Source organism: Pseudomonas sp. EA_65y_Pfl2_P78 (assembly GCF_963970495.1).
GTDB lineage: Bacteria > Pseudomonadota > Gammaproteobacteria > Pseudomonadales > Pseudomonadaceae > Aquipseudomonas > Aquipseudomonas baetica_A.
In genome coordinates this window covers 36079-57844 of record NZ_CAXAON010000018.1, presented here as the reverse complement: position 1 = coordinate 57844, position 21766 = coordinate 36079, and the positions used below count along the sequence as shown (strand labels likewise).

16 protein-coding genes are annotated in these 21766 nt (G+C 60.3%); 11 read left to right on the top strand and 5 right to left on the bottom strand.

The features are described 5' to 3' along the window. Positions 1-66: 66 nt before the first annotated feature. Together tssC and tssB are read right to left on the bottom strand one after the other, a co-directional pair. The gene (gene tssC, locus AACY02_RS15515; protein ID WP_339432712.1) at positions 67-1548 is read right to left on the bottom strand and encodes a type VI secretion system contractile sheath large subunit; all 1482 of its coding nucleotides are present in this window, start codon (positions 1546-1548) and stop codon (positions 67-69) included. Between the two features lie 30 nt (positions 1549-1578). Next, entirely contained in the window at positions 1579-2121 is a 543-nt protein-coding gene (gene tssB / locus AACY02_RS15510) for a type VI secretion system contractile sheath small subunit (protein WP_339432711.1), read from the bottom strand. 228 nt (positions 2122-2349) lie between these two features. Between tssB and AACY02_RS15505 the strand changes: the two genes are divergently transcribed. From AACY02_RS15505 to tssA, 5 genes are read left to right on the top strand one after another with little or no spacing between them, the layout of a single operon-like run. After that, complete coding sequence (locus AACY02_RS15505; RefSeq protein ID WP_339432710.1) at positions 2350-2796, top strand: type VI secretion protein; 447 nt, start codon at positions 2350-2352, stop codon at positions 2794-2796. A gap of 46 nt (positions 2797-2842) precedes the next feature. After that, a complete protein-coding gene (gene tssK, locus AACY02_RS15500; RefSeq protein WP_339432709.1) occupies positions 2843-4174 on the top strand; it encodes a type VI secretion system baseplate subunit TssK in 1332 nt (443 codons plus the stop codon). Positions 4175-4192: 18 nt separating this feature from the next. Next, positions 4193-4957: a DotU/TssL family secretion system protein gene (locus tag AACY02_RS15495; protein WP_339432708.1), complete on the top strand. Its 765-nt coding sequence runs from the start codon at positions 4193-4195 to the stop codon at positions 4955-4957. Next, positions 4954-8778 (top strand): type VI secretion system protein, encoded by a 3825-nt coding sequence (locus tag AACY02_RS15490; protein WP_339432707.1) that lies wholly within the window; start codon positions 4954-4956, stop codon positions 8776-8778. The genes AACY02_RS15495 and AACY02_RS15490 overlap by 4 nt, the downstream gene beginning before the upstream one ends. Then, entirely contained in the window at positions 8775-9857 is a 1083-nt protein-coding gene (gene tssA / locus AACY02_RS15485; protein WP_339432706.1) for a type VI secretion system protein TssA, read from the top strand. Before AACY02_RS15490 ends, tssA begins: the two co-directional genes overlap by 4 nt. Here the strand turns inward: tssA and AACY02_RS15480 are convergent. Next, positions 9854-10822 carry a 2-hydroxyacid dehydrogenase gene (locus AACY02_RS15480; RefSeq protein ID WP_339432705.1) on the bottom strand — a complete coding sequence of 323 codons (969 nt, stop codon included), beginning with the start codon at positions 10820-10822 and terminating at the stop codon, positions 9854-9856. The two genes, tssA and AACY02_RS15480, sit on opposite strands and share 4 nt — an antisense overlap. A gap of 691 nt (positions 10823-11513) precedes the next feature. Here AACY02_RS15480 and AACY02_RS15475 point away from each other — a divergent pair. The 3 genes from AACY02_RS15475 (at position 11514) to AACY02_RS15465 (ending at position 15368) form a co-directional block, all read left to right on the top strand. After that, the gene (locus tag AACY02_RS15475; protein WP_339432704.1) at positions 11514-11879 is read left to right on the top strand and encodes a DUF6124 family protein; all 366 of its coding nucleotides are present in this window, start codon (positions 11514-11516) and stop codon (positions 11877-11879) included. A 487-nt stretch (positions 11880-12366) separates the two neighbouring features. After that, entirely contained in the window at positions 12367-13644 is a 1278-nt protein-coding gene (locus AACY02_RS15470) for an HAAAP family serine/threonine permease (RefSeq protein WP_221732714.1), read from the top strand. A gap of 80 nt (positions 13645-13724) precedes the next feature. After that, complete coding sequence (locus AACY02_RS15465) at positions 13725-15368, top strand: SulP family inorganic anion transporter (RefSeq protein WP_339432703.1); 1644 nt, start codon at positions 13725-13727, stop codon at positions 15366-15368. 77 nt (positions 15369-15445) lie between these two features. Here AACY02_RS15465 and acnB read toward each other — a convergent pair whose 3' ends face one another. Then, positions 15446-18055: a bifunctional aconitate hydratase 2/2-methylisocitrate dehydratase gene (acnB, locus tag AACY02_RS15460; protein ID WP_339432750.1), complete on the bottom strand. Its 2610-nt coding sequence runs from the start codon at positions 18053-18055 to the stop codon at positions 15446-15448. Positions 18056-18465: 410 nt separating this feature from the next. On the opposite strand from acnB, the gene AACY02_RS15455 reads away from it, so the two are divergent. Continuing rightward, positions 18466-18936, top strand: a complete 471-nt coding sequence (locus AACY02_RS15455; protein WP_221732659.1) for a DUF1289 domain-containing protein — start codon at positions 18466-18468, stop codon at positions 18934-18936. Between the two features lie 102 nt (positions 18937-19038). Here AACY02_RS15455 and AACY02_RS15450 read toward each other — a convergent pair whose 3' ends face one another. Continuing rightward, positions 19039-19902 carry a universal stress protein gene (locus AACY02_RS15450; RefSeq protein ID WP_339432702.1) on the bottom strand — a complete coding sequence of 288 codons (864 nt, stop codon included), beginning with the start codon at positions 19900-19902 and terminating at the stop codon, positions 19039-19041. A gap of 158 nt (positions 19903-20060) precedes the next feature. On the opposite strand from AACY02_RS15450, the gene AACY02_RS15445 reads away from it, so the two are divergent. Both AACY02_RS15445 and glsB read left to right on the top strand, forming a co-directional pair. Then, on the top strand, positions 20061-20669 hold the full coding sequence (locus AACY02_RS15445; protein ID WP_339432701.1) for a tRNA-(ms[2]io[6]A)-hydroxylase: 609 nt from the start codon (positions 20061-20063) through the stop codon (positions 20667-20669). Positions 20670-20829: 160 nt separating this feature from the next. Then, positions 20830-21738: a glutaminase B gene (gene glsB / locus AACY02_RS15440; protein ID WP_339432700.1), complete on the top strand. Its 909-nt coding sequence runs from the start codon at positions 20830-20832 to the stop codon at positions 21736-21738. Positions 21739-21766: the final 28 nt, after the last annotated feature.

The window sequence follows — 21766 nt, the reverse complement described above, 5'->3', positions numbered from 1 at the left end:
AACTCCTGAAAGGTGTCGCGCTAGATAAAGGACAGCCCCCGCCGCACGGGCGGCGGGGGCTGCAGGTCAGGCAGCTACCGGTGGCGGCAGGGTGGCGACCAGGCGGATCGAGGCGGTCAGCTCTTCGAGTTGAAAGTGCGGCCGCAGAAACACCGTGGCCCGATAGGCGCCCGGTTTGCCGGCGACTTCGGTGACGTCCACTCGCGCTTCGCGCAACGGGTACTGCGCCTTGATTTCCTGCGGCGCGTTGTCGTTGATCAGCACGTAGTCGGCGATCCAGTTGTTGAGGTAGGTCTGCACGTTGTCGCGGGTCATGAAACTGCCGACCTTGTCGCGCATGATCACCTTCAGGTAATGGGCGAAACGCGAGGCCGCGAGCACGTACGGCAACATCGCCGAGATGCGCGCGTTGGCATTGGCCTCGTTGGTGTTGTAGAGCTTGGATTTGTTGGTGGTCTGGCCGCCGAAGAACACGGCGACGTCGCTGTTTTTCTTGTGGCACAGGGCAATGAAACCGAGGTCGTTGAGCTCTTTTTCACGGCGGTCGGTGATCGCCACTTCGGTCGGGCATTTGAGCGACAGATCGCCCGAACTGGTGCGGAACGTGTGCGCCGGCAGGCCTTCTACTGCGCCGCCACCCTCAGCGCCACGAATTGCCGCGCACCAGCCGTATTTGGCGAACGCTTCGGTGATGCGTTGCGACAACGCCCACGCGGCATTGCCCCACAGGTATTTGCTGTGGTCGGTGCCGTTGACGTCCTCGACGTAGTTGATGCCTTCCACGGGCGAGGTGTCCGGGCCGTAAGGCAGGCGCAGGAGGAAGTGCGGCAGCACCAGCGAGACGTAGCGCGAATCTTCGCTCTCACGGAACGAGCGCCACTTGATCAGCTCCTGGCTCTCGAACACTTTCGACAGATCACGCGGCACCGCCAGTTCGGTGAAGCTGTTCATGTCGAACAGTCGCGGGCTGGCGGCGGCAATGAATGGCGCGTGCGCCGCAGCGGCGACGTTCGACAGTTTTTCCAGCAGGCCGATGTCCTGCGGGTGACGGCCAAAGGTGTAGTCACCCACCAGCAGGCTGAAGGGATGGCCACCGAAGGTGCCGTATTCCTCTTCGTAGATCTTCTTGAACAGGGCGCTCTGATCAAACTCGACGGCTTTTTCCAGGTCGTTCTGCAGCTCTTTCTGGGTCACGTTGAGCAGGCGCAGTTTCAGCCGGGTGCTGGTTTCGGTGTTCTGCACCAGCATGTGCAGGCCACGCCACGAGGCTTCGAGTTTTTGCAGGTCGGGATGGTGCAGCACCTCGTTGAGCTGGGCGCTGATCAGCTCGTCGATCTGGCTGATGCGGTCGTTGATCATCGCCACGGTGTCCTTGTCGATGGCCATGCCTTCGTCGAGCACCTGGGTGGCGAATTCCGCGAGCATGTCGCGGGCGTAATCCTGCTGACTGTCATCGTGGGCCATACGGCCATCGAGAATGATCTGGTCGAGCAGGGAAAGTGTCTCGGTTGTACTGTCGCTGGCTTGGTTCTTGGCGGCGGCGGGCATGGCGAATTCTCCCCTCGGTTAAGTGGACGATCAGGCTTGCGGTTCGGCCGGCGCCTCGGCATCAGTTGCCGGGGTAGCGGTGTCTGGGCGGGCCGATTTGATTTCCTGCAAGCCTTCGGTGTTGGCGATGACGTCGCGCAACAGCTTGTCCAGGTCATCGTTGCCGTCGAGTTTGGTCAACAGGTCACGCAGACGTTGGCGGGCCTCGAACAGGCGACGCAGCGGCGTGACTTGCTCCACTACCTTGACCGGGTCGAAGTCGTCGATGTGCTTGAAGTTGAGTTCGATGTTCAGCTTGCTGTCGTCGCCGCTGAGGGTGTTGTTGACCTGCAACGTGGCGCGCGGGGCGATCGAGGCGAGTACTTCGTTAAAGTTGTCACGGTCGATTTCGGTAAAACGCCGATCGGTCAGTTTCGCCAATGGTTCAAGGGGTTTGCCCGAGAGGTCGGCGAGGATGCCGACCACCAATGGCAATTCCTTTTTCTCGATGGCGTTGCCGATTTCGACGTCGTAAGTGATTTGCACTCGGGGCGGGCGCACCCGGTCGAGCTTGTGCTGAGTACTTTCTGCCATGTCGGCGGACTCCGATGCGATGAGCGGGCGCAATGCATCGGGGGGGCCCGTTCATCGCTTTCCCTTGCTGGACCGTAGGTTAGAAAGGGTGGCAGATGAGCTGTCGTTCCTTTGACAAACCTTCTTGGATTCGGCTGTAGGAACCGAACTACCCAAGACGCTAGAACAGGTCTATAAAAATGCAAGCAAAAACATTTTTGGACACGGCCGAGAAAAGGAAAATTCATTTTGTGCGGACGATTTTTTGTAGCGTTTTGGTTGGTGCTTCTGACGGGCTGTTCTTTCTTCGAGCCGACGGTGGACCTCGACAGCCTGACCCTCGACGTAGCCCCCAAGGCCAACGACGACACGCCGATTGCCGTGGATTTCATCGCCGTCAACGACCCTGATCTGCTCAAACAACTGTCCGGTATCAGCGCCAGTCAGTGGTTTGCCGAGCGCGAACAGTACCAGCGCGACTATCGTCAGTTGATGAGTGTGTGGGGGCTGGAGTTGGTGCCGGGGCAATTTATCGACCACCAACCCTTCCCGCTGGGGGGCAAGAAGGCGGCTGGACTTTTGGTCTTCGCCAGCTATAACACTCCCGGAGCGCACCGCTTGCGCCTCGATGATCAGCGTCGAGCGTGGCTGAAGTTCGACAGTCGCGAGATGAGCCTGGTCAGTCAGGAAAACTGAAACACACCGCCCGCCGCCGGATCGCGGCGAGGTCGAAGGGAGTCGTATGAGTTTGCTACCTGACGCGGTTTGCTGGCATGAAGGCATGCAATTGCTGCCGCAGCATTTTCAGTTGCAGGGGCTGCGGGCCGAAGCACTCGGCGCGCATCTGGCGCATGCGTGTAACCCGTGGTTCTGGGGCGTCAGCCACATGGAGTTTGACCCGTCGGCACTGAGCGCCGGCGTGGTGCGGGTGGTGTCGCTGCAAGGGACGATGCCCGACGGCTTGCCGGTGGATGTGCAGGCGGGTGTGGGCCCAGTGCTGGAACTGGATGTCAGCGCGGCGATCAACGCCACTGACGACGCCACCGTCACTGTGTTCCTGGCGATCAGCCCGATGTGGCGCGCCGGACAATTGCTGCCGCTCAAGGGCCGTTTGCAATCGGTCGTCGGCGAGGCGCTGCCGGATCTCACCAGCGGCCAATTCCCTGAATCGATCACGGTGTGGCGACCCAATCCACGCCTGTGCACACAACTGAACAAAGCCGACTCGATCTGCCTGCCGCTGCTGAAAATCCGCAAGGAGGGCGGAGGCTTCCTGGCGCTGGGTTATACGCCGCCAACGCCGAACCTGTTGCCCGAATCTGTGCTCGGTCGACGCATCGCCGGGCTCTGCGCGCGGGCTCGGGAGAAGTGTCTGTTTCTGGGCGGGCGCTTGCGTCAGGCGCAACAGGCCGGCAATCAGGATGATGCGCTGGAAATCCGTCGGCAGTTGACCGCGCTATGGGCACGCCTGCCGGAAGTCGAAGGTTCACTGAACAGCCGCATTGCCCAGCCGCAAAGGCTCTATGTGCAACTGCTCGGAATGGCCGGTGCATGGTCGGCGCTTGATCCGCTGGCCGGTGTGCCGGCGTTTGCGCCGCTGGATTTTCTCGAATTGCAGCGTGGTTACGACGCGGTGCTTCAGTGGCTGGAAACCACCCTCGAACTGATCCGCGCCGGCTATCGCAGCCTGCCGTTCGAACGCAGCGAGCAGAGTTTTTCCATTCAGTTGCCCGATGAGCAACCGAGCCAGCGTCTGGTCATTGGCTTGCGCATGCCAAACGGCGCCAGCGAGCAAGCCGCGATTGACTGGTTGCGCGGCGCGATCATCGCCTCGGCACCACACATCTCGCTGCTCGGTCGCCAGCGCATGAGCGGTCTGCCCCATCAAGTGATGAACCGCAGCGAGCAGGTGGCCTACAGCGTGGGCGAGGACACGCGCCTGTTTGTCATCACCGCCGAAGGCGCGTGGTTCGACGCGCAACTGCCGCTGGTGATCGCCGCCCCCGCCGCGAAGCTGACCAGCAGTCCATGGCAAGTGGTGCTGTTTGTCGCCCAGAACAGTGAAAGTGCCTGATCACACAAGGAACGCCGTATGTCGCAAGGAAGTGCCGCAAGCCTGGGGTTGCAGGACGCACCGTTGAGCAGCGCGTTCCGGCAGACGTGGCAGCAATGGCAACAGGATTGGGTGCAATTGCCCAAGGACAGCGACGACGAAGCGGCGCTGGTGGAGACGGTGGTCGAGCTGTCGACGCAGGCTTCGCAACGGCTCTGGCGCACGGCGTATTCGCGGGTCGGTGATTCGGCGACGGATCAGGTCAAGGCACTGGTTTACGCGTTTGTTGCACTGGTCGATGAAACCCTGTTGTTTACGCCGTGGCCGGGGCAAGCGGCGTGGCAGGAAAAACCGCTGGAGTCGCGGTTGTACGCCAGCCGTCAGGCGGGCGAGCAAGTGCCGGCGGCCATTCAAACCCTTCTCGATGAACAACAACCGACCACCCGCGATCTGGCCAACGTGTACTTGCAGTGCTTGATTCTCGGTTTCCACGGGCGTCTGCGCGGTGAGCACGCTCAGGCGCAACGGGAGAAATGGCGGCTGGCCCTGTTCAACTTTGCCTGGCAGGACGAAGCCACGTATGACGATGTCAGCCAGCGACTGGTGCAACCTTCACTGGTGGCGCCGTTGCAGTTGCCCGTGCGCACCGCGCTGCCGGACGGCTTTCGTCTGGCGTTGGGTATTCTCGCGATGGTGTTGCTGCTGACCGGACTTGGCCAGTTCCTGTGGCGTGACATTCGTTCCGAGCTCGATCCGGTGCTGCAAATGACCGATTCAGTGGCCGCGCCGGAGCAAGACTCATGAGCCCCCTGACGATTGTCGCGTGGGTCGTCGCGCTGCTGCTGTTGCTGGTCATCATCGCCGTGGCCGTGTGGTGGCTACGGACCCAGAGCGGCGCGGCTATCCGCAGTTTTTATGCGTCCGTGCGCCATATGGAGCAGGAGCAGGGCAGTCACGATCGTTATCAGATGCCGTGGATGTTGATGCTCGGCGATGAAACTCAAGGCACGCAATTGGTCACCGAGTGGCGATTGCAGCCGACCGATAAACCGGCGTGGTTTGGCCGCTGGTGGTCGGACCCCGAAGGCGCTGTGCTGGTGGTGCCGCAGGCATTGTTTCTGCCGGACGACGGCATGCATTTGCAGCGCGGTGGCTGGTGGCGACTGCTTGGGTTGATCCTGCGTATGCGCAGCAAGCGGCCGCTGGACGGCGTGATCTGGACGGTGCCGGTCAGCCACCTGAGCAATCTTGAGCAGGCTGCCAGCCTTGGTCTGGCCGCACGCCGACGTTTTATCGATCTGCTGCAACGCTTTGGCTTGAGCGTGCCGGTGTACGTGATCGTCACGGGACTGGAAGAGTTGCCGGGGTTTCAGGAACTGATCAGCGCCTTGCCCGAGGAGGCCCGTGAACGCACCTTGGGCTGGTCGTCGCCCTACGCGCGCGATGCCGTGTGGCAAGGGCAGTGGAGTGATCAGTCGCTGGATCGAATCCACCGCGCCATGGCCGAAGCCGTGATCGAAATCGGCACGTTGTCGGGGCAGTTGAGCGCCGACCTGTACGCCTTGCCGGAGCGTCTGGAGACGTTGCGCCGTGGACTTCAGAGCGTGCTCGAACCGGTTTTTCAGGGCAACGCGCAGGGCGAAGCGCCGTGTTTTCGCGGTGTGTATTTCACCGCCAATGAAGCTTCAGAGGACGCCAAGGACGGCTTTTGCGCCGATGACAGCGGCTTGCAGCAGAGCGTGTTCGTGCGCCAGTTGTGGCGTCAGCGTCTGGTCGGCGAACACGGACTGGCCCAAGGCGTGCCGCGTCTGTTGCGTTTGCGTCAGCGTTGGCAGCGGCTGACAGCCGGGGTGGCGTTGGTGGTCGCAGTGGTCTGGGCGGTAGCGATGCTGTGGGTCTGGCACCAGTCGGTCAAGGATGCCCACGAACTGGCGCGGCTGATGCAGGGCGCGCAAAAGAGTTACGTGGCGGTCACCGATGAGGCGCATCGGATTGAACCGACCCGGCGCAATGTGCAGGGTTTCTGGCGGGTGCTGGAGCGAGCACCGCAATGGCGCTACGTTTCGCTGGCATTTCCGTCCTCTTGGTTTTCATCCCTGGACACCCTGCTTGAGCAGGAGCTGTTCCGCTCAGCTCAGGGTCAAATGCTCGTGCCGCTGCATGAACTGCTGGTCGCTGAACTGGCGAAAATCAAAACGATCCGCGCCACTGATCGGCGCAGCAGCATTGAAAGTGAAGACCCGGCGCAGTGGAAAAACTATCAAAAGGCCACGGATCTGGTGGACCGGGCATTACGTCTGGAGCAGCAGAACCAATTGTTTGGCGAAGTGCAGAACAATCAGCGGGCACCGCTGGACGATCTGGTGCAACTGAGCAACAGCGCTCTATCACTGAACCTCAATGCCGCGACATTGCCCCATGCCGCGTATTACAACCGGTTGTTGGCGGCGGGTGATGGCGGCAATTTGCAGGCGTTGGATTTGAGCGTCGAGCAGCCGCTGATACTGAGCAACTTCAACGGGTTGATGGAACTCTGGCTCAATCAGTATTTCCTTGCCGACAACTTTGTCAGCAAGGCCGGTTACCTCAAGTTGCACCTGGAACAACTGGAGGCCGGCAGCGGCAACAGCCTCGGTGAACTGGAAGAACTGCGCGCACTGATTGATGGCCTGCAAGCAGCGATTTCCATGACCAACGCGGCGTGGGGACGCGGCAAGGGCCAGGAACTGGTGCCCGGCTATCGCGCTTTTCTCGACAAGGTGCACAAGAGTTCATTGCTGGGGCCAACCGTGGAGCAACAACTGGAAAACCAGGCCAGCAAATTGCAGCAGAGTTTTCGTGACCAATGGATCGCCCGCGCAGGTTCACGGGACAACTTGCTGGTGCAGCAAGGCAGTGGACAACTGGCGCTGCAGGAACACGTGATCAAACTCGATAACGCCCTGCAGTCGCTATTCAAACGCGATTTTCTGGCCGTTGCCTTGCGCGCCAATCAAGACGATGGGGGGATGCAAGGCCAGACCGTGGACGGCGATGACTTCAACCTGTCGTTGAGCTATTTCGCCAGTTACAAAAGTTACGTGGCTGAAGAGCTGCCCCGGATCCCGCCGGCCTATCGCGGGGCGGTGTTGCAAGCCGCCGAAAACGCCGCCGCCCAGGCGATGTGGCTCAGCCTCAGGGATCACGACGACCGGACTCAATCGTACGCAGTGTTCAACGTGCGCGCCGAGCAGGCCATGGCCCTGCAAAAAGCCTTTGTGGAACTGCGTCGCAGTGATCTGGCGGCACGTTTGCAAGGCGGGTTGAACCGTCGGGCGATGGCGCAGATTGTCAGTGGCCTGAATGAAATCAGCGACCAGCCGCTGTTTGGCGGGCGCACTGAAGTCAGTCAGTGGGACGGCTCGAAAAACCTCGGTCTGCAACTGTACGGCGCCAGTGATGTGCAGGACTTGAAACTGAGCCTCAAGCAGCAGTTCAACACCATGCTCGGCATCACCGAACGGCGCACCTCGGCGTTGCAATGGCTGATGACTCAACAGGGCAGTCTGTCGGCGCTGGATTACGAGCGGGTGACACAGTTCAGCGCGCTCAACGACGACTTGCTCAAGTACAAGGATTCGAACCCGGCCAGCTCACCGGCGCAGATCGAGCAACTGGTCAGCCGCGATTTCATCGAGATGGATACCGCCTCGTGCGAACACGTATTACAGACCGCCAATGTTGCTCCCGGACGCAGCACGCTGGCGATGCGTGCCGTGGAACTGCAACAGTCAGCCATGCAGCGTTGCCAGTCCCTGCAACAGCAACAGGCCGCAGCGGCGTGGAATGAACTGGCCAACTATTTCAATCAATACCTGGCCGATCGCTTTCCCTTCGCCAATGGCGTGCAAGCGCAGGATGCCGACCCGGCACGGGTTCAGTATTTCCTCGACATCATCGACAAACGCTTGCCGGTGGCGCAGGCCGGACTGGTCCTGAGCCAGACACCGGAACGGCTGGCGGCGGAAGATTTTCTCAATCGCCTGAAGCAGGCGAGCGTCTGGCTCAAGCCGCTGTTCGTGCGCGACAAGAGCGGCATTCTCGGCGTTGAACTGGACGTGCGTTGGCGTACCGATCGCGATGATGAAAAGGGCGCCGATAAGGTGATTGCCTGGAGCCTGCTCGCCGGCCGTCAGGAGATCAACTACCCGGCAGCCGAAGAGCCGAATCTGCGCTGGAGGGTTGGCCAGCCTATTCGCCTGACCCTGCGCTGGGCGCGTAACGGCAAGGAACGTCCGGTCAACGATCCGCTGCAACCGAACCTGGTGGTGCGCGATCTGGAGGCAGGCTGGGAGTACGGCGGGCCGTGGTCGCTGCTGCGCCTGATGCGTGCGCATTTCTCGGTGCAGCGCCAGCCGAGCATGGATTACACCGATTTCCCGCTGGCCCTGCGTTTGCCGGTGACCGGGGCGCCCGACAGCGTTACCAGTGAATTCGCACGGATGTACGTGCGCCTGTCGTTGATGAGTCAGGGCTCGAAACTGCCGCTGTCGATTGCACCGTTGCCCACGCGCGCACCGCACTCACCGTTTCAGTTCATCGGCACGACGACGGCCGCCATTGAATCGCAGAAGGAGGGATTGTGAATCTGCCATCGACCCCGTTGCCGGATCTGATTGATCAGTTGCTTGCGCCGATCAGCGCAGAAGCGCCGTGCGGCGTCGATCTGCGCTATGAACGCGAGTTCGACCAGTTGCGCGACCTGCGCCGCGAAGACGACGCCAGCCTGCCGACCGGCGTGTGGCAGTCGACGCTGAAGCGGGCGAACTGGCCGCAAGTCGAAAAGCTCACGACCACGTTGTTGCTGGAACGCAGCAAGGACCTGATGCTCAGCGCCTGGCTCGGCGAAGCGTGGCTGCACCAACAGGCGCTGGACGGTTTACCCGGTAGCCTGGCGCTGATTGCCGGTTTGTGTGAGCGTTTTCCCGACCAGTTGCACCCGCAAGCCGAGGACGGCGACCAGTCATGGCGGGTTATTCCTCTGGAATGGCTGGTGCGTCGATACAGCGAGGTGTTGCTCACCCGGGTGCCGCTGTTCGGCAGTCGCAACAGCGATTTCGAGGCCTATACCCTTGAAGTCTGGCGGCGTTTGCAGGTTCAGCAGGTGCAGGCCAACGACAGCAAGAATGCCAAGACATCGGCGCAAACCGCGAGCAATGAACAGAAGAAACTCAACGATCAGATCCGCGTTACGCCGCTGGCGTTCTGGCTACGCACCCAAGGCAATCTGCTGCTGAGCCTGCAACACCTGCAACGGCTCGACACCTGGAGCGAGGCTTATCTGGGCGATCAGGGCCCGGGGTTACGCCCGTTGCAGGACATCATTGAAGCGCTGCTGAAGCTGGTTCAGGAGTTTATCGCCATGCACCCACAACAACCGGCGTCGTCCGCGCCAATGCCCGACGTACCCGCCGCCGTGGCGCCATCGACTGAAGAAACCCCAGTGGCTCAGGTGTTTAGCGAACCGGCCAGCCGCGAAGAGGCCTACCGCCAATTGCTGCTGATCGCCGAATACCTGGCGCGCACCGAGCCCCATAGCCCGGTGCCGTATCTCATCCGGCGTGGAGTCGAGTGGGGCAACAAACCGCTGAGCGAGCTGCTTGGCGAGTTGATCTCGGCAGATGCCGAGTCACGACGTTTATGGACGTTGCTCGGGGTGCTTTAGTGCACGCGCTGATTGTCGGTTCTCGACGGCAGTTGAATCGGTGTGAGTACCGGTTGGCCTGAAAAAAACGCCACGAGGTTTTTGCCCACCAACTCGACGGTACCTCGAATGGCTTCCGGTGACAGACCGGCGACGTGTGGCGTGAGCAGCACATTGCTGAGGGCTTTCAGCGCCTCCGGCACTTGTGGTTCGTGGTCGAATACATCCAGCGCGGCACCGGCGATTCGGCGTTGTTCAAGGGCCGTGATCAGGTCCGCGGTGGCGATCACACTCGCCCGCGCAATATTGACGATGAAACCTTTGGGCCCCAGCGCATCAAGTACCGGGCGGGTTACCAGGTGCTGAGTGCCGATGCCGCCGGGTGTGGCGACGATGAGAAAGTCCGACGCCCGAGCCAATTCGGTCGGCGTCGAGCAGAACGCGTAAGGCACGTCATTGCGTACCTGACGGCTGTGATAGCTGATCGGCATGTCGAAGCCCAGGCCTGCGCGTTTGGCAATCGCCATGCCCACAGATCCCAAGCCGAGAATCCCCAAATGTTTGCCGGCCAGCGACGGACGCATGATCTTCGGCCATTCACCCCGACGCACGGCCGCATCGCAACGTGGAATGTCACGCACCAACGCCAGCAGCATGGCCATCGCGTGATCAGCCACCGACGAGGCGTTGACCCCGGCGCCATTGGTCACAGTGATCCCGCGATCACTGGCAGCTTGCAAGTCGACGTGTTCGTAGCCGGCACCAATCACCGTGATGATTTTCAGCGCGGGCAGGGCGGCGATTTCGTCGGCGGTCAGGCCTAAGGGGCCACGGGTGAGCACAGCGTCGATGCGGCTGCCATGGGTGGCGATCGCTTGAGCGCGTTCGGCGGGTGTCGGCGCCAGAATCAGGTGGAAGCCCTGATGTTCAAGAATCGGCAAATAGTCATTGATGGTTTCAACCAGTACCAGAACGGATGCGGGCATTGCGCGGCTCCTGTGATCGTCGGTGTCGAGGGCATCAAATGAGTTTCAGAGTGCTGATAGCAAGGCAGCATGGCAATGGTCGACATTCAAGCATGGGTGCTTTGATTCTGGACGGCTTCGCGCAAGAAGCAAGGGCCGCAGCACACCGGCTATCCAGTGCGCTCAAGGTTGGCGACTGATCGTGTTTGAGCCAGACGGTCAGTTCCCACAGTTGTCAATTAGCGGTCGGCGGCCTTTACCCCCCCCCCCACACACATGAACTCGTGGTTTCAAACCTGAGTCGCACGTTGCTTACCTGCAATCTGTCAGATATTTCGTCAGCATTTGTAGCTGATAAACGTGATTCTTGGCTTCCGTTTAAAGACATCCGCAGTTACGTGCCAATGCCCACAAATTCTTGCGTCGTTGCCTACGCGTGCGCCAGAATCCGCCGGCTTGTGCGCCTGGAGGGCGGTCGGTAACTTGGTTCGCATCACTGATTTCCAGTGATCGGGCTTAGCGGCCCGGTTTGTTCTCGGTTGCATAAGTCTTATCTAGACGGGCATATGCCTGCGCTTGATGGTGGCTGTGCGCATGGCACCTTCGGGTGCGCCGGGTTTCGAGAACTTACCGGTCCGCTAACTTGCGCATAGCCGCCACCCTTTTGCTTAGCGGCGAGAGGGGAGGCGGCATTACCGGAGGTAAGTTCTCAATGTTCAAGGTAACGCCAAACCCGCCGAATCCCGATCCGGCATCCCCCTACGAATCCCCTGGCTCCAAGAAATTCCACGAAGCCGCCGAGCGCGCCCTCGACCACTACCTGGATCCGCCAGCCGCCAAAGTCATGGCCGCGCCTTACGCACCCAATCGCCTGTACATGGCCAACCCCGCCGCCGGCAACGAACCCCTGCTGGCCGATGCGAGCGAAACCCTCGGTTCGGCCAACGTCATGCTCAACAACTTCGCCGCCCTGCTGGAAGGCACCCATCGCCAGACCGCATTAGGCATCGCCCAGAACGTGATGCTGGCGGAACTGGCGGTCAATCAGGTGCTCGATAATCTGGTGCCCGCGGAATAAGCCAAACGCTGCGGCGGGGTCATTCGCCTCGCCGCAGTCTCTGTCATTGCGTTGTATGAGGCGGCCTGCTCGACTCCCGGATTTTGCCTGCGAAACCCTCGGATCCATCCGCTTTCCGGCAAGCGATGAGCGCGAAATCATGAGGACTCAATGCAGTCTGAGCAGCCACTGCCAACAGCCAAGGAAGGCCAGTTTTGCATTTCACTTGGATTCATATTGGGTCGATCGGTCTGATCAAGTTTTTTCGGTCACATGTGGCACTGAAACATGCCTAAAAACGACAGTTAACCTTTCCATGGCCGACATATATTTTGCCAAAAGCGACATTCAATAATCTGATCCGCACAACCATTGCTCAGCTAAGTCTTTGCTTCTGTTGATTTATCACGGAGAATCGCGCCCCTGTTTTGGCCGGAGCATGTCTGTCGGTTTTTTCCGACGCGTCCTGACCGAGTGGCAAGTGACCGGAATGCGGAGATCCGACCGGATGAATGAGCAGGCCAATAGCGTCAACGAACGCTATGAAGCAGCACCAGCCGAGCTGTCGAGCTGGAGTCGCCAGGACACCACCTGGATGTTGGGACTGTTTGGGACGGCGATTGGCGCCGGTACCCTGTTTTTGCCAATCAATGCGGGGCTGGGCGGCTTCTGGCCGCTGGTGATCCTCGCGCTGCTGGCGTTCCCGATGACGTTCTACGCACACCGTGGCCTGACCCGTTTTGTGCTCTCCGGTCGCGAAGGCGCCGACATCACTGAAGTGGTCGAGCAGCATTTCGGCATTAAGGCCGGGGCGCTGATCACATTGCTGTACTTTTTCGCCATTTTCCCGATTCTGCTGATCTACAGCGTGGGCCTGACCAACACGGTTGCCAGTTTCCTCGAACACCAACTGCACATTACGCCGCCACCGCGGGTGATTTTGTCGTTTGTGCTGATCCTCGGTCTGCTGGCGGTGGTACGTTGCGGCGAGCAGGCGATCGTCAAGGCGATGAGCCTGATGGTTTACCCGTTTATCGTCGCGCTGCTGTTTCTGGCGGTGTACCTGATCCCGCACTGGAATGGCGGCATCCTCGCCACCGCTTCGCACGTACCGGCGCCATCCGCGTTGCTGCATACGCTGTGGCTGGCCATTCCGGTGATGGTGTTCTCGTTCAACCACTCGCCGATCATTTCCGCGTTTGCGGTCGATCAGAAGCGTCGTTACGGCGTTCACGCACAAGAGCGCAGTTCGCAGATCCTGTCCCGCGCTCATGCGTTGATGGTGCTGATGGTGCTGTTCTTCGTGTTCAGTTGCGTGCTGACGCTGTCGCCCGCGCAACTGGCTGAAGCGAAGGCGCAGAACCTGTCGATCCTGTCGTACCTGGCCAACCACTTCAGCAACCCGACCATCGCCTTCGCGGCGCCGTTGATTGCATTTGTGGCGATTTCCAAGTCGTTCCTCGGTCATTACATCGGTGCCAGCGAAGGTCTGAAAGGTCTGATCGTCAAGAGCGGCAAGCGTCCGGGGGCGAAAGCGCTGGATCGCATTGTGGCGGCGTTCATGCTGGTCATCTGCTGGATCGTGGCGACGCTGAACCCGAGCATTCTGGGCATGATTGAAACCATCGGCGGCCCGGTGATTGCGGCCATTCTGTTTTTGATGCCGATGTACGCGATTCGTAAAGTGCCGGCGATGGCGCGCTATCGTGGGCAGGCGTCGAACGTGTTTGTCACGGCTGTGGGGCTGGTGGCGATTTCGGCGTTGATTTATTCGCTGACGGCGTAGGCCAAAGCGCCGGATACTCAGCTACAGTGGCCGCTGTGCGTGATGCGCACAGCGGCTTTTTTTCGTCTGGAGACAGTGGATTGTCGAGCGCCCCGCAACCTGTTGAACCCACCCACCGCTGGCAGGACGTACTCGCCGGCCTGTCGATTGCCGGGCTGCTGTTGCCTGAAGCCGTCGCGTATTCGACCATCGCCGCGCTGGCGCCGCAGGCCGGAGTCATCGCGCTGTTTGCCGGTTTGCTCTGTTACGGGTTGTTCGGCACCAGCCGTTTTGCGATTGTTTCGGCCACCTCGTCATCCTCGGCGGTGCTGGCGGCGGCGACGGCGACGCTGGCTCAGGGTGATCCGCAATTACGCTCGACCTTGGCGGTCGGCTTGGTGCTGGTCACCGGGGCGCTGTTTTTGCTGGCGGGGATCTTTCGTTTCGGCAGCGTCACTGCATTTATCGCCAAACCGGTGTTGCGCGGCTTTGCCTTTGGTCTGGCGCTGACGATCATTCTCAAACAGGTTGCCAGCGTCGTCGGTGTGCATCTGAGCGACGCCAATCTGGTGCGCTTCGCCCCGCAACTGCTGGAGCAACTGCCGCAATGGAACTGGCCGGCGGCGGGCGTCGCCGCTGTGGCGCTGGTGTTGCTGGGGCTGTTCTCACGCTTTCCACGGGGGCCGGGTGGCTTGCTGGTGGTGGTGATCGGCATTGTGGCCGGGCAATGGCTGAACCTGCCGGCCTATGGCGTGAAGATGATCGGACTCATCGATCTGAGCCTGGAAGTGCCGACTCTGCCAGTGCTGCCATTTGCTGATTGGCTGCGGTTGGGGGAGGTGGGGTTTGCGCTGGTGATGATTCTGTATGCGGAGTCTTTCGGCTCGATCAGTTCGTTTGCGCTCAAGCATGGCGACCGGGTGACTTCCAATCGCGATCTGCTGGCATTGGGGGCGTCGAACCTGTTGTCCGGGTTGTTTCATGGCATGCCGGCAGGGGCAGGGTATTCGGCGACATCGGCGAATGAGGCGGCGGGTGCGACTTCACGCTGGGCGGGTGGGGTTGCGGCGATGGTGGTGTTGCTGATCGTGCTGACGGTGTTGCCATGGATCGCCCTGACGCCGGAGCCGATTCTTGCCGCCATCGTCATGCATGCGCTGGGCAGAGGCTTGAGCTTGCAGCCGCTGGGGCGCTACTTCATTTGGCGCCGGGATCGGGTATTGGTGCTCTGTGCTGTGGGCGCGGTGCTGGTATTGGGCGTGCTGGATGGTTTGCTGGTGTCGGTGGCAATCAGTGTATTGCTGATGCTCAAGCAGATGTCGGCGGCGGATATTCAGGTACTGGGGCGGATTGACGGCGGGCATGATTTCGTCGACTTGCAGCGTCATCCGAGCGCGACAGCGGAGTCGGGTGTGTTGATTGTGCGGCCCAGTGAGGCGTTGTTCTTTGCCAATGTCGAACGGATTCTCGGCGCGGCGTTGCATTTGGTCCGCCATTCGCCGGTGCCGGTGCACACGGTGATCCTCAGCCTGGAGGAAACGCCCAACCTGGATGGCACCAGCATCGAGGCCATGCAGGAGTTTTTTCTGCGGGTGGATCAGGAGGGTAAGCGACTGATCCTGGCGCGGCTCAAACATGAGGCCAAGAGTGCCTTGGCGAAGCTGCCGGAGGTTTCTGCCAATGACGTGATTCTCAGCGGGCTAAGTGTCGATGGCGCTGTCCAGCAAGCCCAATCCCACAGGTAATTTGAGTCCGATTGTTTGGGGTATAAAAAAACGCCGCTCATCTCACGATGGGCGGCGTTTTTCATTGCGTTGCAGCGTTAGGCTTGAACGACCGGGATGTTGGCGTTCGCAGCCGCTTCACGGAACTCGGCAATCTGGTCGAAGGACAGGTAGCGGTAGATATCGGCCGCCATGCTGTCGATCTTGCCAGCGTATTCCATGTACTCCTCGACGGTCGGCAGGCGACCCAGGATCGAAGCAACGGACGCCAGCTCGGCCGAAGCCAGGTAGACGTTCGCGCCGTCGCCCAGACGGTTCGGGAAGTTACGGGTGGAGGTCGACACCACGGTGCTGTTCGGCTCAACGCGTGCCTGGTTACCCATGCACAGCGAGCAGCCTGGCATTTCCATGCGAGCACCAGCCTTGCCGTAGATGCCGTAGTAGCCTTCTTCGGTCAGTTGGTGAGCGTCCATTTTGGTCGGCGGCGACAGCCACAGACGGGTTGGCAGCTGACCCTTGACCTGGTCCAGCAGTTTACCGGCAGCGCGGAAGTGACCGATGTTGGTCATGCACGAACCGATGAACACTTCGTCGATCTTCTCGCCAGCAACGCTGGACAGCAGACGGGCGTCGTCCGGATCGTTCGGCGCGCAGAGCACAGGCTCGTTGACGTCGGCCAGATCGATTTCGATGACTTCGGCGTATTCGGCGTCGGCATCGGCTTCCATCAGCTCAGGGTTGGCAACCCAGGCTTCCATTGCTTGCGCGCGACGTTCCAGGGTACGTGCATCGCCGTAGCCTTCGCCGATCATCCAGCGCAGCAGGGTGATGTTGGAGTTCAGGTACTCGGTGATCGACTCTTTCGACAGCTTGATGGTGCAACCGGCAGCCGAACGTTCGGCCGAGGCGTCGGACAGCTCGAAAGCCTGTTCCAGCGTCAGACCTTCCAGGCCTTCGATTTCCAGGATGCGTCCGGAGAAGGCGTTCTTCTTGCCTTTCTTCTCGACGGTCAGCAGACCGTTCTGAATGGCGAAGTAAGGAATGGCATGAACCAGGTCACGCAGGGTGATGCCAGGCTTCATTTTGCCTTTGAAGCGCACCAGGATCGATTCCGGCATGTCCAGCGGCATGACGCCGGTGGCAGCGGCGAACGCGACCAGACCGGAACCGGCCGGGAACGAGATGCCCATCGGGAAACGGGTGTGCGAGTCACCACCGGTACCGACGGTGTCCGGCAGCAGCATGCGGTTGAGCCACGAGTGGATGATGCCGTCGCCCGGACGCAGGGAAACGCCGCCACGGGTCATGATGAAGTCAGGCAGGGTGTGGTGGGTGGTCACGTCGATCGGCTTTGGATAAGCCGCGGTGTGGCAGAAGGACTGCATCACCAGATCAGCGGAGAAGCCCAGGCATGCCAGGTCTTTCAGTTCGTCACGGGTCATTGGACCGGTGGTGTCCTGAGAGCCGACGGTGGTCATCTTCGGTTCGCAGTAGGTGCCAGGACGAACGCCTTGGCCTTCTGCCAGACCGCAAGCCTTGCCGACCATTTTCTGCGCCAGGGTGAAGCCCTTGGTGCTTTCAGCCGGTGCTTCAGGCTTCTTGAACAGGTCGAACGCAGGCAGACCCAGTTCGGCGCGCGCCTTCTCGGTCAGGCCGCGGCCGATGATCAGCGGAATACGACCGCCGGCACGGACTTCGTCCAGCAGCACAGGGGTCTTCATTTCGAAGGTGGTGATGACTTCGTCGGTACCGTGCTTGCAGACTTTGCCGGCGTGCGGGTACAGGTCGATCACGTCGCCCATGTTCATGTTCGAGACGTCGAACTCGATTGGCAGTGCGCCGGCATCTTCCATGGTGTTGTAGAAGATCGGAGCGATTTTGCTGCCGAAGCAGAAACCGCCAGCGCGCTTGTTCGGCACGTAAGGAACGTCGTCACCGAAGAACCACAGCACCGAGTTGGTGGCCGATTTACGCGAGGATCCGGTACCGACCACGTCACCGACGTAGGCGATCGGGAAGCCTTGACCGCGCATTTCTTCGATCTGCTTCATCGGGCCGATGGCGCCCTGCTGATCAGGAACGATGCCGTCGCGAGCCATTTTCAGCATGGCCAGCGCGTGCAGCGGGATGTCTGGACGCGACCAGGCATCAGGGGCAGGGGACAGGTCGTCGGTGTTGGTTTCGCCGGTGACCTTGAACACGCGCAGGCTGATCTTGTCGGCCAGGGTCGGGCGGTTCTTGAACCACTCGCCGTCAGCCCAGGATTGCAGCACGGCTTGGGCGTGAGCATTGCCGTTCTTGGCTTTTTCGGCCACGTCGTGGAACGCATCGAACATCAGCAGGGTGTGCTTGAGTTGCGCGGCAGCGACGGGCGCCAGTTCGGCGTCGTCCAGCAGGTCAACCAGGGTCACGATGTTGTAGCCGCCCTGCATGGTGCCGAGCAGTTCTACAGCGCGTTTTTTGTCCAGCAGAGGGGAGGCAACTTCGCCCTTGGCCAGTGCAGACAGGAAGCCGGCTTTAACGTAAGCCGCTTCGTCCACGCCAGGTGGAATGCGATTGGTGATCAGGTCAACGAGAAATTCTTCTTCGCCAGCCGGAGGGTTCTTCAGCAGCTCGACCAGGCCTGCTGTTTGTTCGGCGTTAAGCGGCTGGGGAACGATACCCAGGGCTGCACGCTCTTCGATATGTTTGCGGTAGGCTTCAAGCACAGTTATTACCCTCATCAGTGGTCCCAAATGGGTGTCCGGGACGCTCATCCCGAAATGGCCGTACTCATGCACCTCGCGACGTTGTGGGTCGCTTGGCCAGAATTACCGGCTATTCCTTACAGAAGCTGCTTTCAAAGTTTTACGCCTGCAGAACGGGGAGCTGATGAGGGTTGGCGTTGAGTTTTTCCCCGCTGGAAAAACCCTTCGCCAACACCGCTCTGAAGGAACGACTGTGCTCGTGACGCTTTGAAAACAGCTTCTAACGGACATTGGCGCCTTAAAAGGCTGGCTGATTCTACGGCAAAAAAAAATTAAAGGTAAGTTAGGCCCTCAAGTTTGAGGGGTGATCAATGTTAGACAAAGGGCTAACATGCCGACCTGTTCCGCGTTTCAGTGCCTTTGCCAACCTTATGCCCAATCAGACCATCAAGACTCCCTGCGTCGGCCTCTGCTCCACTGTTTACGGTGATCTGGTGTGCCGTGGCTGCAAGCGTTTCCATCACGAAGTGATCAACTGGAATGGTTACAACGAGGAGGAAAAACGTGCGGTGTGGCTGCGTCTGGAGCAATTGCTGTCACAAGTGATGGCGGCCAAGGTCGAGATCTTTGATTCGGCGCGTCTGCGTCAGCAACTGGAGCAGCGCAAGATCCGCTTTGTGCCCCATCAGTCCGAGTATTGCTGGGCGTATCAGCTGATTGCCCGAGGGGCGCGGGTGATCATTAATCTGGAAGCCTACGGGATGGTGCTGCTGCCGGAGTTTCGCGACTGGAACCTGCCGGAACTGCGCGATGCCATTGATCGGGAATTCTTCCTGTTATCGGAAGCGCACTATCAGCGCTACATCGCACCGGGCTTTCTCAAAGACGCGTTTGGCGCCTGAAGGTCAAAAGTTTCGCGAGCAAGCCCGCTCCCACACGGGAATGCATTTCAAACCGTGGGAGCGGGCTTGCTCGCGAAGAGGCCCTGTGTGACGCCGCAAAACTTAATGCTTCACCGCCAATTCCAGCAAATGATCCTCAACCTCCTGCGGCTTGAGCACCAACACATCGCTTTCCAGCGTATCGAGCACCACCTCCGCCGTATTGCCGATCAACGCACCTGACAATCCGGTACGCGCCACGGTGCCGATTACGGTCACGGCTGCTTGCAGTTTGTGCGCCATGAACGGAATCAACACATCCGCTGGGCCTTCCTCGATGTGCAGATGCTCGTCATCGACATCGAACTCCGCCTGGAACGCCCTGCATTGCTCGCGATACTTCGCCTCGATTGTCGATTTGAGCTGGAAGGTCGGGTCGGCTGCCGACAGCATCGGCGACGGATGGGCGCTGATCACATGCAGATGCCCTTTGGCCAGGCTGGCAATATCAAACCCATGATCAATGATCGTGGTATGCAGATGGCGGTGTTCACCGTCGGCATTGCCGACATCGACCGCCGCCAGAATGACTCTGTCTTTCCAGGGCGTAGAGGTTTTCACCAGCAGCACCGGGGTCGGGCAGTGGCGCAACAGCTTCCAGTCCGCCGGGGTCAGCAGGGCTTTTTTCAACGAGCTGTCAGGGAAGTGCTGTTTGATCACCAGCCCGCAACCCTCGGCCTGCTGCACGTCGGTGATGGTTTCATGCAGGCTCTCGTTCCAGGCCTGTTCGGTGGTGACGCTGTAACCGTCCGCCAGCAGCGCGGCTTTGAGCACGCCGAGCATGCCGGCATGGTCGTGCTTCTTGTCGCACACCAGCAGGTGCAGATGGGCCTGGGTCACACCTGCGATCAACTTGGCGCGCTTGAGCGCCAGGCTCTCCGAATGTTCGGGTTCGATGACCACCAGAATGCTGCGAATGGCTTGCATGAGCGGAGTCTCCAGCGAGTAAAGGGCACGGCGTTGCACAACTATAGTTGCTGCGCCAGCACCTGCGACTTGATGCATATCAACGCCAGCCGCTGGTGGTCTTCGGGCAGGCCGGTATAATCGGCGCCCTTCGCTCGAACACCTTGACCGTGAGCCCCATGATCCTTCCCGAAATCCACGAATTCCTTGGCTGCCGCACACCCGATGCCTGGGTTCAGGCCGCACTGGCCGATCAGGAAACCCTGCTGATCGACCACAAGAACTGCGAGTTCAAGGCTGCCAGCACCGCGCTGAGCCTGATTGCCAAGTATCACTCCCACGTCGACCTGATCAACATGATGTCGCGTCTGGCCCGGGAAGAACTGGTGCACCACGAGCAAGTCATGCGCCTGATGAAACGCCGCAAGATCGAGTTGCGTCAACTGCATGCCGGCCGATACGCCTCGGGCCTGCGTAAAGTGGTGCGCAGCCACGAGCCAGTGAAACTGGTGGATACGCTGGTGGTCGGTGCATTCATCGAAGCGCGCAGTTGTGAGCGGTTCGAAGCACTGGTGCCACATTTGGACGAAGAACTCGGCAAGTTTTACTTCGGCCTGTTGAAAAGCGAAGCCCGGCATTTTCAGGGGTATCTGAAACTGGCTTATCAGTATGGTGAGGCCAGGGATGTGGCTCAGGTGATCGACAAGGTGCGTGCGGCCGAACAGGAACTGATCGAATCGCCGGACGCCGAATTCCGTTTCCACAGCGGTGTGCCGGCGCTAGCCTGAAGCTCAAACTGTCGCAGCCTTCGGGGACTCTCCGATTGCCAGGGGTGCGATTGAGCCAAGAATATTCTGCATGATGCCTGCCGGTGTGATTCGATGCATGCCGCCAGCGTCTAGCCTCAGTGTCCCCGCAATCCCACGGGGCGAGACTTCGGAACCCGGCATGCAAGCGCTGTTGAACGAGATCCTTGATGCTGTCCGGCCCCTGATCGGGCAGGGCAAAGTGGCTGACTACATTCCTGCCCTCGGCACCGTGGCGCCCAACCAGTTGGGCATCGCTGTGTACGGTAACGACGGCGAGATGTATTGCGCCGGCGACGCCGAGACGCTGTTCTCGGTGCAGAGTATTTCCAAGGTGTTCAGCCTGGTGCAGGCCATTGAACATTCCGGTGAGGCGATCTGGGAGCGTCTGGGCCATGAGCCGTCCGGTCAGCCGTTCAACTCGTTGGTGCAGCTGGAATTCGAACGCGGTCGCCCGCGCAATCCGTTCATCAACGCCGGCGCGCTGGTGATCTGCGACATCAACCAGTCGCGCTTTGCCGCACCGACCTTGTCGATGCGTGACTTCGTCCGGCGTCTGTCGGGCAATCCGCAGATCATGATCGATGGCAAAGTCGCCGACTCTGAATACCAGCACCGTGCACGCAACGCGGCAATGGCGTACCTGATGCAATCGTTCGGCAACTTCCACAACGACGTCGAATCAGTGTTGCGCAGTTACTTCAGCCACTGCGCGCTGCGCATGAACTGCATCGATCTGGCCCGGGCCTTTTGCTTTCTGGCCAATGACGGCTACTGCAAGCACAGCGGCGAACAGATTCTGACGCGACGCCAGACCCAGCAGGTTAACTCGATCATGGCCACCAGCGGTTTGTATGACGAGGCGGGCAACTTCGCCTATCGCGTCGGCCTGCCGGGCAAGAGTGGCGTCGGCGGCGGGATTGTCGCGGTGGTGCCTGGGCAGTTCACGGTTTGCGTGTGGTCGCCGGAATTGAATGCTGCCGGTAATTCGCTGGCGGGCATGGCGGCGCTGGAGATGCTCAGTTCGCGCATTGGCTGGTCGGTGTTCTGACCCGATTAGCCAGGCTCTGCAAACCTTG

Excerpts from the sequence above, each read along its gene's own strand:
- AACY02_RS15480 (WP_339432705.1), bottom strand. The coding sequence starts at position 10,822 with ATGCCCGCATCCGTTCTGGTACTGGTTGAAACCATCAATGACTATTTG.
- tssK (WP_339432709.1), top strand. The coding sequence starts at position 2,843 with ATGAGTTTGCTACCTGACGCGGTTTGCTGGCATGAAGGCATGCAATTG.
- AACY02_RS15445 (WP_339432701.1), top strand. The coding sequence starts at position 20,061 with ATGATCCTTCCCGAAATCCACGAATTCCTTGGCTGCCGCACACCCGAT.
- glsB (WP_339432700.1), top strand. The coding sequence starts at position 20,830 with ATGCAAGCGCTGTTGAACGAGATCCTTGATGCTGTCCGGCCCCTGATC.
- AACY02_RS15475 (WP_339432704.1), top strand. The coding sequence starts at position 11,514 with ATGTTCAAGGTAACGCCAAACCCGCCGAATCCCGATCCGGCATCCCCC.
- AACY02_RS15470 (WP_221732714.1), top strand. The coding sequence starts at position 12,367 with ATGAATGAGCAGGCCAATAGCGTCAACGAACGCTATGAAGCAGCACCA.
- tssB (WP_339432711.1), bottom strand. The coding sequence starts at position 2,121 with ATGGCAGAAAGTACTCAGCACAAGCTCGACCGGGTGCGCCCGCCCCGA.
- tssC (WP_339432712.1), bottom strand. The coding sequence starts at position 1,548 with ATGCCCGCCGCCGCCAAGAACCAAGCCAGCGACAGTACAACCGAGACA.
- AACY02_RS15495 (WP_339432708.1), top strand. The coding sequence starts at position 4,193 with ATGTCGCAAGGAAGTGCCGCAAGCCTGGGGTTGCAGGACGCACCGTTG.
- AACY02_RS15450 (WP_339432702.1), bottom strand. The coding sequence starts at position 19,902 with ATGCAAGCCATTCGCAGCATTCTGGTGGTCATCGAACCCGAACATTCG.
- AACY02_RS15490 (WP_339432707.1), top strand. The coding sequence starts at position 4,954 with ATGAGCCCCCTGACGATTGTCGCGTGGGTCGTCGCGCTGCTGCTGTTG.
- AACY02_RS15455 (WP_221732659.1), top strand. The coding sequence starts at position 18,466 with ATGCCCAATCAGACCATCAAGACTCCCTGCGTCGGCCTCTGCTCCACT.